Annotated in this window: 11 protein-coding genes and 1 pseudogene; 9 read left to right on the forward strand and 3 right to left on the reverse strand. The window is 58.0% G+C overall.

Translation table 11 applies throughout. The features are described from left to right. Positions 1-10 precede the first annotated feature (10 nt). From ACA044_RS21225 to ACA044_RS21250, 6 genes are all read left to right on the forward strand, one after another. The gene (locus ACA044_RS21225) at positions 11-1,075 is read left to right on the forward strand and encodes an ABC transporter substrate-binding protein (RefSeq protein ID WP_497443133.1); all 1,065 of its coding nucleotides are present in this window, start codon (positions 11-13) and stop codon (positions 1,073-1,075) included. A gap of 215 nt (positions 1,076-1,290) precedes the next feature. After that, the gene (locus tag ACA044_RS21230; protein WP_497443134.1) at positions 1,291-2,097 is read left to right on the forward strand and encodes an alkaline phosphatase family protein; all 807 of its coding nucleotides are present in this window, start codon (positions 1,291-1,293) and stop codon (positions 2,095-2,097) included. A 5-nt stretch (positions 2,098-2,102) separates the two neighbouring features. Beyond that, positions 2,103-2,939 carry an ABC transporter permease gene (locus tag ACA044_RS21235; RefSeq protein ID WP_497447277.1) on the forward strand — a complete coding sequence of 279 codons (837 nt, stop codon included), beginning with the start codon at positions 2,103-2,105 and terminating at the stop codon, positions 2,937-2,939. Next, positions 2,926-3,726: an ABC transporter permease gene (locus ACA044_RS21240; protein WP_497443135.1), complete on the forward strand. Its 801-nt coding sequence runs from the start codon at positions 2,926-2,928 to the stop codon at positions 3,724-3,726. Before ACA044_RS21235 ends, ACA044_RS21240 begins: the two co-directional genes overlap by 14 nt. Next, the gene (locus ACA044_RS21245) at positions 3,723-4,712 is read left to right on the forward strand and encodes an ABC transporter ATP-binding protein (RefSeq protein ID WP_497443136.1); all 990 of its coding nucleotides are present in this window, start codon (positions 3,723-3,725) and stop codon (positions 4,710-4,712) included. Before ACA044_RS21240 ends, ACA044_RS21245 begins: the two co-directional genes overlap by 4 nt. Positions 4,713-4,746: 34 nt before the next feature. Further along, on the forward strand, positions 4,747-5,400 hold the full coding sequence (locus tag ACA044_RS21250; RefSeq protein ID WP_497443137.1) for an HAD family hydrolase: 654 nt from the start codon (positions 4,747-4,749) through the stop codon (positions 5,398-5,400). Positions 5,401-5,502: 102 nt separating this feature from the next. Here ACA044_RS21250 and ACA044_RS21255 read toward each other — a convergent pair whose 3' ends face one another. Continuing rightward, entirely contained in the window at positions 5,503-6,465 is a 963-nt protein-coding gene (locus ACA044_RS21255) for a zinc-binding dehydrogenase (protein ID WP_497443138.1), read from the reverse strand. Between the two features lie 138 nt (positions 6,466-6,603). On the opposite strand from ACA044_RS21255, the gene ACA044_RS21260 reads away from it, so the two are divergent. Continuing rightward, positions 6,604-8,685 (forward strand): carboxy terminal-processing peptidase, encoded by a 2,082-nt coding sequence (locus ACA044_RS21260; protein ID WP_497447278.1) that lies wholly within the window; start codon positions 6,604-6,606, stop codon positions 8,683-8,685. Positions 8,686-8,830: 145 nt separating this feature from the next. Next, positions 8,831-10,621, forward strand: a complete 1,791-nt coding sequence (locus ACA044_RS21265) for a bifunctional diguanylate cyclase/phosphodiesterase (protein ID WP_497443139.1) — start codon at positions 8,831-8,833, stop codon at positions 10,619-10,621. 144 nt (positions 10,622-10,765) lie between these two features. On the opposite strand, the pseudogene ACA044_RS21270 reads toward ACA044_RS21265, so the two are convergent. Continuing rightward, positions 10,766-11,097, reverse strand: a pseudogene (locus tag ACA044_RS21270) (hypothetical protein). Positions 11,098-11,701: 604 nt separating this feature from the next. Further along, on the reverse strand, positions 11,702-12,031 hold the full coding sequence (locus ACA044_RS21275; protein ID WP_497443140.1) for a hypothetical protein: 330 nt from the start codon (positions 12,029-12,031) through the stop codon (positions 11,702-11,704). A 478-nt stretch (positions 12,032-12,509) separates the two neighbouring features. Between ACA044_RS21275 and ACA044_RS21280 the strand changes: the two genes are divergently transcribed. Next, the gene (locus ACA044_RS21280) at positions 12,510-13,946 is read left to right on the forward strand and encodes an IS1182 family transposase (protein ID WP_497443141.1); all 1,437 of its coding nucleotides are present in this window, start codon (positions 12,510-12,512) and stop codon (positions 13,944-13,946) included. Positions 13,947-14,006 lie beyond the last annotated feature (60 nt).

A 14,006-nucleotide genomic window follows, 5' to 3' on the forward strand; every position in this document is an offset into this window, starting at 1 on the left:
GGAGCTTCGGATGAAACAGTTTTTCCTGGCATCACTGTTAGGCTCGACCATTGCCCTGTGCACCACCGCCATGGCGGCGGATGATCTGAAAACCCTGGAAGCCGCTGCGAAAGCGGAAGGTGCAGTCAACAGCGTCGGCATGCCCGATGACTGGGCCAACTGGAAAGGCACCTGGGAAGACCTTGCCAAGAAATATGGCTTGAAACACATCGACACTGACATGAGCTCGGCTCAGGAAATCGCCAAGTTCGCCGCTGAAAAAGACAACGCCAGCGCCGACATCGGCGATGTCGGTGCCGCCTTCGGCCCGATCGCGGTCAAGCAGGGCGTTGTGCAACCTTACAAGACCACCACCTGGGATCAGGTTCCGGCCTGGGCCAAGGACAAGGACGGCAACTGGGCACTGGCCTACACCGGCAGCATCGCGTTTATCGTCAACAAGAAGCTACTGCACGGTTCCGAAGTGCCGACCAAGTGGTCCGACCTCAAGACTGGCAAATACAAGGTCTCCATCGGTGACGTAAGCACCGCTGCCCAAGCGGCCAACGGTGTACTGGCTGCGGCACTGGCCAACGGTGGCGACGAGAAAAACATTCAGCCAGCCCTGTTGCTGTTCGCCGACATCGCCAAGCAAGGTCGCCTGTCCATGGCCAACCCGACGATCGCCACCATGGAAAAGGGTGAAATCGAAGTCGGTGTGGTCTGGGATTTCAACGGTCTGAGCTACAAGGCGAAGATGGCGAATCCGGATGACTACACCGTACTGATTCCATCCGATGGCTCGGTGATTTCCGGTTACACCACCATCATCAACAAATATGCGAAGCACCCGAACGCCGCCAAACTGGCCCGCGAATACATCTTCAGCGACGCCGGCCAAATCAACCTGGCACGCGGTAACGCCCGCCCGATCCGCGCCGAGCACGTAAAACTGCCGGATGACGTCAAGGCCAAACTGCTGCCGAACGAGCAGTACAAAGGCGTGACCCCGATCAAAGACGCCGACGCGTGGGAAAAGACTTCCAAGGCGCTGCCACAGAAGTGGCAGGAAGAAGTCATCATCAATATGCCGTAAGGCGGTAGCTCCCCCATTTGGAAATCTGATGGAGATCCAAATGGGGGAGCGGGCTTGTGTGGCGAGGGGGCTTGCCCCCGTTCGAGTGCGCAGCGCTCGCAGATCCTGGGTCCGCTGCGCGGCCCAACGGGGGCAAGCCCCCTCGCCACAAGCCCGCTCCCACAGGGGATTGGTTGCGTACTTGAATCATCTGTTTTTGCGGAGTCCCTGCCCCTATGAAGCACAACGTCATCCTTGTCGTGCTCGACGGCCTCAATTACGAAGTCGCACGCCACGCCATGGGGCATCTACAGGCTTACGTTGGCGCAGGACGCGCAGCACTCTACAAACTGGAGTGCGAACTGCCGGCCCTGTCCCGACCACTTTACGAATGCATCCTGACCGGCGTTACGCCGATCGACAGCGGCATCGTTCACAACAACGTCTCGCGCCTGTCCAACCAGCGCAGCATTTATCACTACGCCACCGACGCCGGCCTGAAAACCGCGGCCGCGGCCTATCACTGGGTCAGCGAGTTGTATAACCGCTCGCCGTTCGAGGCCGCCCGGGATCGTCACACCGACGACCCCAAACTGCCGATCCAGCACGGTCACTTCTACTGGAGCGACCACTACCCGGACTCGCACCTGTTCGCCGACGCGGAAAACCTGCGCCTGCGCCATGCGCCGAACTTTCTATTGGTCCACCCCATGAACATTGACGACGCCGGGCACAAGCACGGTCTCGACACCCCGCAATACCGAAACAGTGCCCGCTCGGCCGACATCATCCTCGCCGACTACCTGCAAGGCTGGCTCGACGCCGGTTATCAGGTGTTGGTGACGGCCGACCACGGCATGAATAACGACCGCTCGCACAACGGCCTGCTGCCCGAAGAACGCGAAGTGCCGCTGTTTGTCCTCGGCGATGCCTTCAGCTTCAACAAAAACGCCGCACCGAAACAGACCGAAATCTGCGGCACCGTCTGCGAACTGCTCGGCGTGCCCCACGACAAACCTGTGTGCCGGGAGCTGCTCAAGTGAACGCCATGACTCGCGGCAAATGGCTGGCGGTACTGTGTCTGGTGCCCTTCACGCTGTTCTTTATCGTGTTCGAGATCGCCCCGCTGCTCTGGGTGATGATCAACAGCCTGCAATCGGAAGAGTTTGGCTGGGGCTTGGCCAACTTCAGCAAAATCTTCAACTCGAAATTCTATTTGCAGGCGATCCAGCACAGCCTCGAGATCAGTTTCTGGTCCAGCGTGTTCGGCATCATCATCGCCGTACTCGGCGCCTACTCCTTGCGTCGGGTCGATTCGAAACTGCGCAACTTCGTCAACGCCTTCGCCAACATGACCAGCAACTTCGCCGGCGTGCCCCTGGCCTTTGCGTTCATCATTTTGCTGGGGTTCAACGGCACCTTCACCATCATGCTCAAACAGGCCGGAATCATTCAGGATTTCAACCTGTACTCGAAAACCGGGCTGATCATTCTCTACACCTACTTCCAGATCCCCCTGGGCGTGCTGCTGCTCTACCCGGCGTTCGATGCCCTGCGCGAAGACTGGCGGGAGTCCGCCGAGTTGCTCGGCGCCAACGGCTGGCAGTTCTGGCGACACATCGGTTTGCCGGTGCTGACCCCGGCGCTGCTGGGCACGTTCGTGATTCTGCTGGCCAACGCCCTTGGCGCTTACGCCACGGTGTACGCCCTGACCACCGGCAACTTCAACGTGCTGCCGATCCGCATCGCCGCGATGGTCTCCGGCGACATTTCCCTCGACCCGAACCTGGCCAGTGCCTTGGCCGTGGTGTTGGTGGCGTTGATGACCCTGGTGACCATCGTGCATCAGCTGCTGTTGAAGAGGAGCTACCATGTCTCGCGCTGAACTGGGCCCCGTCGGTATCTACCACCGGGTCGTGGTGTATTTGCTGTTTGCCATTTTGCTGTTGCCGCTGATCGGAACATTGATCTACTCGATCGCCAGCAGTTGGTCGGCGACGGTGATGCCCAGCGGTTTTACCTTCAAGTGGTACATTCAGCTGTGGAGCGATCCGCGTTTTCTCGAGGCGTTCGGTCAGTCGTTGCTGGTCTGCGTCGGCGCGCTGATTCTGTCGGTGGTGCTGATTCTGCCGCTGCTGTTCGTGGTGCATTACCACTTCCCGAAACTCGACGCATTGATGAACATTCTGATCCTGCTGCCCTTCGCGGTGCCGCCAGTGGTGTCGTCGGTGGGGCTGTTGCAGCTTTACGGTTCGGGACCGTTCGCCATGGTCGGTACGCCATGGATTCTGATCGGTTGTTACTTCACCGTGGCGCTGCCGTTCATGTATCGGGCAATCACCAACAACCTGCAAGCGATCAACCTGCGGGACCTGATGGACGCCGCGCAACTGCTCGGTGCCAGCACCTGGCAAGCAGCGTTCCTGGTGGTGCTGCCGAACCTGCGCAAGGGTCTGATGGTGGCGTTGCTGCTGTCGTTCTCGTTCCTGTTCGGTGAGTTCGTGTTCGCCAACATCCTCGTCGGCACCCGCTACGAAACCCTGCAGGTTTACCTCAACAACATGCGCAACAGCAGCGGCCACTTCACCAGCGCGCTGGTGATTTCCTACTTCTTCTTTGTGCTGGTTCTGACCTGGGCGGCCAATATCTTGAACAAGGACAAAAGCGAATGAGCTACGTCAGCGTCCAACATCTTCAAAAAAACTACTCCGGCACCACGGTATTCAGTGACATCAACTGCGAAATCAAGAAAGGCGAATTCGTCACCCTGCTCGGCCCGTCCGGTTGCGGCAAGTCCACCCTGCTGCGTTGCATCGCCGGGCTGACCTCCGTAGATGGCGGCAAGATTCTGCTGGAGGGTCAGGACCTCGTGCCGCTGAGCCCGCAAAAACGCGGGATCGGCATGGTGTTCCAGAGTTATGCGCTGTTCCCGAACATGACCGTGGAGCAGAACGTCGCCTTCGGCTTGCGCATGCAGAAGGTCAACGCCGACGACAGCCACAAGCGCGTCGCCGAAGTACTGAGTCTGGTGGAGCTGAACGACTTCGCCGCCCGTTACCCGCATCAGCTGTCCGGCGGCCAGTGCCAGCGTGTCGCCCTGGCCCGCTCACTGGTGACCCGGCCTCGGTTGTTGTTGCTGGATGAGCCGCTGTCAGCACTGGATGCACGGATTCGCAAGCACCTGCGCGAACAGATCCGTCAGATCCAGCGCGAACTGGGCTTGACCACGATCTTCGTCACTCACGATCAGGAAGAAGCCCTGACCATGTCTGACCGAATATTCCTGATGAATCAGGGAAAGATCGTACAGAGCGGCGATGCCGAAACCCTCTACACCGCGCCGGTCGATGTTTTTGCCGCAGGCTTCATCGGTAACTACAACCTGCTGGATGCCGACAGCGCCAGCAAACTGCTGCAACGACCGATCACCCATCGCCTCGCGATTCGCCCGGAAGCCATCGAGCTGAGCCTCAACGGCGAACTCGATGCGCAGATCCGCAGCCACAGCCTGTTGGGCAACGTGATTCGCTACCGGGTCGAAGCCCGGGGTGTGGAATTGGTGGTGGATGTGCTGAACCGCTCGGCGGCCGACTTGCACCCCGATGGTCAGCGCCTGGCGCTTTCCATCGATCCGACGGCCTTGTGTGAGGTAGCCTGATGACTTTGCTGATGTTGAAGAGAGAACTGCACTGATGGCCCTGGCAATTTTTGATCTGGACGAAACCCTGATCCACGGCGACTGCGCCACCCTCTGGAGCGAGCAAATGGGCCGCCTGGGCTGGGTCGATCCCGAGTCGTTCATGCGTCAGAACAACGAACTGATGGACGCTTACAGCCACGGCAAGTTGCGCATGGAGGAGTACATGACCTTCAGCCTGGAGCCGATGATCGGTCGCACACCACAAGAGATCGAGCACTTGGTGGGGCCTTGGGTAGAAGACTTTATCGAGCCGATCATCTTCAGCGACGCCACCAAAGCCATCGCCGCCCACCGCAAGGCCGGCGACCGGATTCTGGTGATCTCGGCCTCGGGCACACATTTGGTCAAGCCGATTGCTGACCGCTTGGGCATTGACGAGATTCTCGGCATTGAGCTGGAAGTAGCGCACGGGGTGTACAGCGGCAATACCGTTGGCACCCTGACCTATCGTGAAGGCAAGATCACCCGGTTGCTGGAATGGCTGGATGCCGAAGAAGAAAACCTGGAAGGCGCGAGTTTCTACTCGGATTCACGCAATGATTTGCCGCTGCTGCTGAAGGTAGATTTCCCACACGTGGTGAACCCCGATCCGGTCCTGTTCGAACACGCCGAAAAAGCCGGCTGGCCGATCCATATCTGGAAATAACCAAGAACTTGTAGGAGCGAGGCTTGCCCGCGAATGGTGCGACGCGGTGTATCTGTCAGACCGCGTCACCTCATTCGCGGGCAAGCCTCGCTCCTACACGGGTCAGGTCAAGCTTTCGTCGATCACCAATACCAACTTCCCCGACACCTTATTGGTCGCCAGCTCCGCAAACGCCGCTTCGGCATCCTTGATCGCAAACGTCTTGGCCAGTTGCGGGCTCAACCGCCCTTCGGCAAACAGCGGCCAGACGTGCTGACTGAGATCGCTGAACAAATCGGCCTTGAACTGCTCGTCGCGATTGCGCAGGGTCGAACCCAGCAGCTGCACACGCTTGGCCAGCACCTGCGCCAGATCCAGTTGCGCCTCACGACCGCCCATCAAACCGATCAGCACCCAGCGACCATCGCGAGCCAACAGCTTGAGGTTCAACGCCGCGTAGTTGCCACCCACCGGGTCGAGGATCACGTCGAACGGCCCCAGATCGTTCAAGCTGTTCAGATCGTCGTTGCGCACCACTCCACCCTGCGCGCCGAGGGCTTCACAGTAGGCCAGACGCTCGGCAGAACCGACACTGACCCAACACGGGTTACCAAATGCCTTGCACAGCTGAATGGCAGCTGAACCGATTCCACTTGCTCCGGCATGCAGGAGAACTTTCTCACCCGGTTTGATCGCAGCCAGTTGAAACAAATTCAGCCAAACGGTCGCATACACTTCCGGCAATGCTGCGGCCTCGGCCAGCGACAAACCATCGGGAACCGGCAACACATGCCGTCCGTCGACAACTACCTCTTCGGCCATCCCACCCCCGGCCAGCAAGGCGCAAACCCGATCGCCGACCTGCCAGGACGAACCCGGACCGACCTCGCTGATCACCCCCGAACACTCAAGACCCAGCACTTGACTGGCCCCCGGCGGTGGCGGATAAAGACCTGCTTTCTGTAACAAATCGGCGCGATTGAGTCCTGCTGCCGCCACTCGGATGCGAACTTGTCCTACATCGCACGTAGGACTCGGCTCTTCAACCCACTCCACTCGCCCCTCAACGCCTTGCAATGCTTTCACAGTGCCTCCATAGTGAGTCTGGACTGAGCCCGAAGCTGTAGCGCCGGGCTTTTTGCATTATGCGACCGGCCCTTGTGGATCCGGCGACTTCAAAGACGGCCTAATATGCGTTATCAATTGTCCCCGCGTCGAATCAGCATGAAGCACTTGTTCCCCAGCACCGCCCTCGCTCTTGTCATTGGTCTCGGTCTTTTGCCGATGTCGAGCAATTCGTTCGCAGCCAACAGCTGGGACAAGCTTCAGCCCGATCGTGACGAAGTAATCGCCAGTCTGAACGTCGTTGAATTGCTCAAGCGTCACCATTACAGCAAGCCACCGCTCGACGATGCACGCTCCGTGATCATCTACGACAGCTACCTCAAGCTGCTAGATCCATCGCGCAGCTACTTCATGGCCAGCGATATTGCCGAATTCGACAAATGGAAAACCCAGTTTGACGACTTCCTCAAAAGCGGCGATCTGAACGCCGGGTTCACCATCTACAAGCGCTACCTGGACCGCGTCAAAGCGCGTCTGGACTTTGCCCTTGCCGAGCTGAACAAAGGCGTCGACAAGATCGACTTCACCACCAAGGAAACCTTGTTGGTCGATCGCAAGGATGCCCCTTGGCTCAAGACCACCGCCGAGCTGGACGACCTGTGGCGCAAACGCGTCAAGGACGAAGTGCTGCGGATGAAGATCTCCGGCAAAGAGTCGAAGCAGATTCAGGAAACCCTGACCAAGCGTTACAAGAATCAACTGGCGCGTCTGGACCAGACCCGTGCGGAAGACATCTTCCAGGCGTACATCAACACCTTCGCCATGTCCTACGACCCGCACACCAACTATCTGTCGCCGGATAACGCGGAAAACTTCGACATCAACATGAGCCTGTCCCTGGAGGGCATCGGCGCCGTGTTGCAGAGCGATAACGATCAAGTGAAAGTCGTGCGCCTGGTGCCTGCCGGCCCGGCCGACAAAACCAAGCAGGTTGCACCGGCCGACAAAATCATCGGCGTGGCCCAGGGTAACAAAGAGATGGTCGACGTGGTCGGCTGGCGCCTGGACGAAGTCGTCAAGCTGATTCGTGGTCCGAAAGGCACCGTGGTGCGCCTGGAAGTGATTCCGGCCAGCAATGCACCGAACGACCAGACCACCAAGATCGTGCCGATCACCCGCGAAGCGGTGAAACTTGAAGATCAGGCGGTGAAGAAGTCGGTCCTCAACCTCAAGCAGGACGGCAAGGACTACAAGCTCGGGGTCATCGAGATCCCGGCCTTCTACCTGGACTTCAAGGCCTTCCGTGCCGGCGATCCGGACTACAAGAGCACCACCCGTGACGTCAAGAAGCTGCTGACCGAGTTGCAGAAAGACAAGGTCGACGGCGTGGTCATCGACCTGCGCAACAACGGCGGCGGCTCCTTGCAGGAAGCCACCGAGCTGACCAGTCTGTTCATCGACAAAGGTCCGACCGTACTGGTGCGTAACGCCGACGGCCGGGTCGATGTACTGGAAGACGAAAACCCGGGCGCGTTCTACAAAGGCCCGATGGCGTTGCTGGTCAACCGTTTGTCCGCCTCGGCGTCGGAGATCTTCGCCGGTGCCATGCAGGACTACCACCGCGCGCTGATTATCGGCGGCCAGACCTTCGGTAAAGGCACCGTGCAGACCATTCAGCCGCTGAACCATGGCGAACTGAAACTGACCCTGGCCAAGTTCTACCGGGTTTCCGGTCAGAGCACCCAGCATCAGGGCGTGCTGCCAGACATCGATTACCCGTCGATCATCGACACCAAGGAAATCGGCGAAAGCGCCCTGCCGGAAGCCATGCCATGGGACACCATCCGTGCGGCCATCAAGCCTGCGCTCGACCCGTTCAAACCGTACATCACACAGCTCAAGTCCGAGCATGACGTGCGCACGGCCAAAGACGCGGAGTTCGTGTTCATCCGCGACAAACTGGCCCTGGCGCAGAAGTTGATGAGCGAAAAAACCGTCAGCCTCAATGAAGCCGACCGTCGTGCACAACACGCCGACATCGAAGCCAAGCAACTTGCCATGGAAAACCTCCGCCGCAAGGCCAAGGGCGAAGAGCCGCTCAAAGAGCTGAAGAAAGAAGACGAAGACACCATCGCGGCCGAACAGGACAAGACCAAGCCAGAAGACGATGCCTACCTGAGCGAGACCGGGCGGATTCTGCTGGATTACCTGAAACTCAACACCGCGGTCGCCAAGCACTAAGTTGTTACAAGCAAGATGATGGCAATTTAATGCTGACGCTCCCCGGAGCGTCATCAAACAGACATCATTCTGTCGTGAAATACAGGACTGGGCGTGCTCTTTAACGAGAGCACGCCCAGTCCTTTTTTTATCGCCAGAGAACGCCATGACCACGACCGAACAGCTGAGTGCCTTGAGCTCAATACTGACTCAAAGCGGTTTGCACAGCCTGTTCCAGCCGATCATTTCCCTCTCTGAACGACGGATCATCGGCTACGAAGCCCTCAGCCGTGGCCCCTCCAACAGTCCGCTACACTCCCCCATCGCCCTGTTCGCGGTAGCCCGCCAGGCCGGTCGCCTCAGCGAACTGGAGATCGCTTGCCGCCAAAGTGCTTGCCGCCGTTTCAATGAACAGCAACTGCCCGGCAAACTCTTCCTCAATGTGTCCCCGGAATCCCTGCTCGAAGCCGCCCACCAACCCGGACGCACCCTGCAACTGCTGCAGGATTTCGGCATACCACCGAGCCAGGTGGTGATCGAACTCACCGAACAGACCCCGACCGACGATTTTCAGCTGTTGCAAACCGCCCTGCATCACTATCGGGCGATGGGCTTTTCCATTGCACTGGATGACCTGGGTGCGGGTTATTCGAGCTTGCGGCTCTGGTCTGAATTGCGCCCGGATTACGTCAAGATCGACCGGCACTTTATCGACGGCATTCATCAGGACGCGCTCAAGCGTGAGTTCGTCGGCTCGATCCTGCAGATCGCCAAGGCTTCCCGGGCACAAGTGATCGCCGAAGGCATCGAATTGCCGGAAGAACTGGCGGTGTTGACTGAGATGGGCGTCGATCTGCTGCAAGGCTATCTGCTTTGTCGCCCCCAGGAACATCCGCCCCGCGATGCCCGAACCTTGATGCCTAAACAAAACAGCACCGCAGCGGTACTGAACGAGGAAGTCAGTGACCTTAGCGCCCTGCTCAACGACCAACCGGCGGTGACCAGCGACACCCCGACCGCCACCGTGCTGGAAGCCTTCCGCCGCCAAGCCAACCTGAACTCCCTGGCGGTGCTCGACGAGCAGGGCCAACCCTGCGGCATCGTCCACCGTCATTCGCTCTCGGACGCCCTGCTCAAGCCCTTTGCCACCGACCTGTTCGCCCGCAAGCCCATCAGCCGCTTGATGAGCGACGACTTCCTCGCCGTAGAAATGAGCCAATCGCTGCAACAGGTCAGCCGCCTGATCACCAGCCGTGCCCGCCAGCGCATCGAAGAAGACTTCATCATCACCCTCAATGGCGGCTATCTGGGGCTCGGTCGAGTGATCGACGTGCTCAAGCTGATTACCGAACTGAAAATCCAGCAAGCCCGCTACGCCAATCCGCTAACCCTGCTACCGGGCAACGTGCCGATCCAGCAATGCCTGACACGGCTGCTGCAACAGGAACGGGAATCGGTGATCTGCTACGTGGACATCGACAGCTTCAAACCCTTCAACGACATCTACGGCTACGGCCGCGGGGATGAAGTCCTACTGTGTTTGGCGCACTGTCTGAACGACCGCATCGACCCATCCCGCGACTTCGTCGGCCATATCGGCGGCGACGACTTCCTGCTGGTGCTCGGCCCGGAAGACTGGCGCAAACGCCTGAATCAACTGCTGGACGACTTCCACAGCCAATGCCGACGCTTCTACCGCAGCGAACACCTGGAAGCCGGCTGCTTCATCGCCCCCAACCGCCAGGGCGTAAGACAGGAATTTCCACTGCTGTCCCTGTCCATCGGCGTGGTGCATTTGCATCCACAGGCTTGCGGACAACTCGATGCCAGCCAGTTAGCCGAGATGGCCTCACAGGCCAAACACCACGCGAAGAATGTGCCGGGGTATAGCGTGCATGTGATTGATAGCCTGGCGGTGCCCGGACCTGAAGAAGAACTGCTCATTGGGCATCGCTGATCGATCTGACGCCTTCGCGGGCAAGCCTCGCTCCTACAGTTATTGTGTCGTTCGCAATATCTACAAACGACACAAAACCTGTAGGAGCGAGGCTTGCCCGCGAAGAGGCCCGCTCAGGCACCGCAAATTTCCAGGACTAATCCATCACAAAGCATCGTCCGAAGGCCGCGCCCGCAACCGCCGCCCAATCACATCCAGCACATCACACCCATCGCGCAATGGAATGGCACAGAGCAAGGCAAAGTCACTGAGTATCATCGAATCGCATTCGACAGAGCCGCGCATGGACAGGTTCTCAAGCACCTGAGTGACGGCGCGGGTTCGATAGCCGGCAGCGTCAGTAAAATATCGAGCGGTGCGTGGGTATCAACGAACAAGGTCGGCATGTCGCTGCAATTGCTGGTGAGCGCCATGAAGCGGTTTTCGGGGTGGGGAATTGGTTTTTCGTAGGGTGGATCAGGGGTAATTGCTGTCATTGTTTGATTCCTAACGTATGGATTGGAGCCGCCAGAAATCACTTCCACGCAATAGGTGGCGGCTGTACGCAGGTGTGGAAGACCGGGACGTTAGGCACCCGGCGCACTCGAAAGCGCCCCGCGCACAGCCACCATAAAACACAGACGATAAAAAACGCCGAACTGGTGGCGCTTGATGCGCCTAACGATAGAAGGGCTTCCACACCCTGTCACTGAATTTGCAGTGACAGAAGAAAGACTATCGATGGAGCGCATTTCGCACCAGTTCATGCAAATCGCTACAACTTGAAGGAAATCTCCGATGGATCTACCCGGCAATAAACGCGCGAGACTTTGCGGGGGATCGATCAGGAAAGAAGTCGGGAAAGGATGATGTTGATGTAGGGCGATTCGCCAATGAGCGCTCCATTAATCAGCGAGCAGGCAGAAACGCAAACGTGGCGAGAGGTTTCCCTCACGCCACGTTCGTTTGTCAGACACGCAATGGTTTAATCCGCATTTGTGTCATTCGCAATATCCACAAACAACACAAAGCCTGTAGGAGCGAGGCTTGCCCGCGAAGAAGCCCGCTCAGGCACCGCAAATTTCCAGGACTAATCCGTCACTAGACATCGCCCGAAGGCCTAGCCCGCAACCGCCGCCCAATCACATCCAGCACATCGCAGCCATCGCGCAGTGGAATGGCACAGAGCAAGACAAAATCGCTGAGGATGATCGAGTCGCACTCGACAGAGCCGCGCATGGACATGTTTTCGAGCACCTGCGTTACGGCGCGAATTCGGTAGCTAGCAGCGTCAGTCAAAATATCGAGTGGCGCGTAGGTATCGACGAACAGCGTGGGCATGTCGCTGCAATTGCTGGTCAGCGCCATGAAGCGGTTTTCAGGGTGGCGAATTGGTTTTTCGTAGGGTGGATCGGGATGTAGTGTTGGCATTTTAAGCTTCCGATGAGAATGGGAGCTGCCATCAGCCTTCCTACAGGCTTGGGTGGCAGCTATACGCGGGGTAGGAATACCGAGCATCGGAAAACTCGACCACGCCGAAACGTGCCCGCGCATAGCCGCCGCGACAGATATTACGGACGCACATTGACGGCCGCAAATCTGACTTCGATTGCTAACGCATTACCGATGCTATTAAAGGGTTCCTACACCCCCTCACTGATATTCAGTGACCACTAAAGCCTATCGATTGAACTCACTACGCACCAGTTCACGAAAACCGCCACAACTTGAAGGAAACTTCCGAAGACCTTGCCCAGAAATTTCGCTCAAAAAAACAAACGTGTTGGAAGGTTTCACTGAAGCCTGGCTTGATTTCTCCACAGTGGGTTAGCCGCTTTCGACCCAGGCTGTGTGAAAACGCCAGCGATTGTCTAATCTTCTGATCGTCTAGATCGTGGCGGGGACGATCATGAAGAGATTCATTGAAGGTGAGGCTCGGACGCAAGTCACGTTGCTGCCGGAGTGTCTGGACGATTACGTTGCCGAAGAAAATCCAGTGCGAGTGGTCGACGTTTTCGTCGATGAACTCGACCTGGGTGCACTTGGGTTTGAAGGTGTCGATCCTGCCGCAACGGGGCGTCCGGCCTACCATCCTGCGATCTTGCTGAAGATCTATATCTACGGCTATCTCAATCGAATTCAGTCCAGCCGCCGGCTTGAACGTGAGGCCGAGCGCAACGTCGAGTTGATGTGGCTGACGGGGCGTTTGGCGCCGGACTTCAAAACCATTGCCGACTTTCGCAAAGACAACGGCAAAGCCATTCGCAGCGTCTGCCGGCAGTTCGTAGTGCTTTGTCGCAACCTCAATCTCTTCTCCCAATCGATCATCGCCGTCGACGGCAGCAAATTCAAAGCCGTCAATAATCGCGACCGTAACTTCACCCAGGGCAAAGTGAAGGCACGCATGCAGCAGATCGAACAGAGCATTGATCGCTATCTGGCGGCGATGGATTCGGCGGATCGGGCAACGCCAGAGGTGGCCGAGGCCAAGGCCGAGCGGCTGAAAGAAAAAATCGAAACGCTGAAACAGCAGATGCAAAAACTCAAGGACATCGAGGCGCAGCTTTGCGACAGTCCAGACCAGCAAATCTCTCTTACCGATCCAGATGCACGCTCAATGGCGACGAGCGGCCGAGGCACCGGAACGGTTGGCTACAACGTCCAAACAGCCGTCGACGACAAGCACCATCTGATCATTGCCCATGAGGTGACCAACGTTGGTAATGACCGTGGGCAACTGAGCAATATGGCGAACCAGGCGCGTGAAGAAATCGAGGCTGAATCGCTAACGGTGGTGGCCGACCGAGGTTATTACAAAGGTCTGGAAATCCTTGCCTGCGAGCAAGCGGGCATCACTACCTTCGTACCGAAACCTCTCACATCTGGCAGCAAAGCGGAAGGCAGATTCGGCAAGCAGGACTTCATCTATCTTATTGCGTCTGACGAGTATCGATGCCCTGCGGGGCAGTTACTAACTAGGCGGCACTCGTCGATGGAAGACGGCATGTTATTGCATTGTTACTACTTCTCGGGCTGCCAGTCCTGCTCAATGCAAAAGCAATGTACGACGGGTAAGGAGCGCCGTGTGAAGCGCTGGGAACATGAGGCGGTAATCGACGCGATGCAGGTTCGGCTGGAGCATGACCCGGGGAAGATGAAGGTTCGCCGCCAGACTGTTGAGCATCCTTTTGGAACGCTCAAATATTGGATGGGAGCCACCCACTTCCTGACCAAAACCCTACCGCGGGTAAGTACCGAAATGAGCCTTCATGTGCTCGCCTACAACCTCAAACGAATGATGAGCATCTTCGGCATCGCAGGACTACTTGAGGCGATCAGGGCGTGAGTCCAGCCGCTTGCTCGCCCATTAGTAGCCGTTTGGGCCGCTGACGCGGCCCAAACGGCA

The organism is Pseudomonas sp. LBUM1673 (assembly GCF_059695645.1).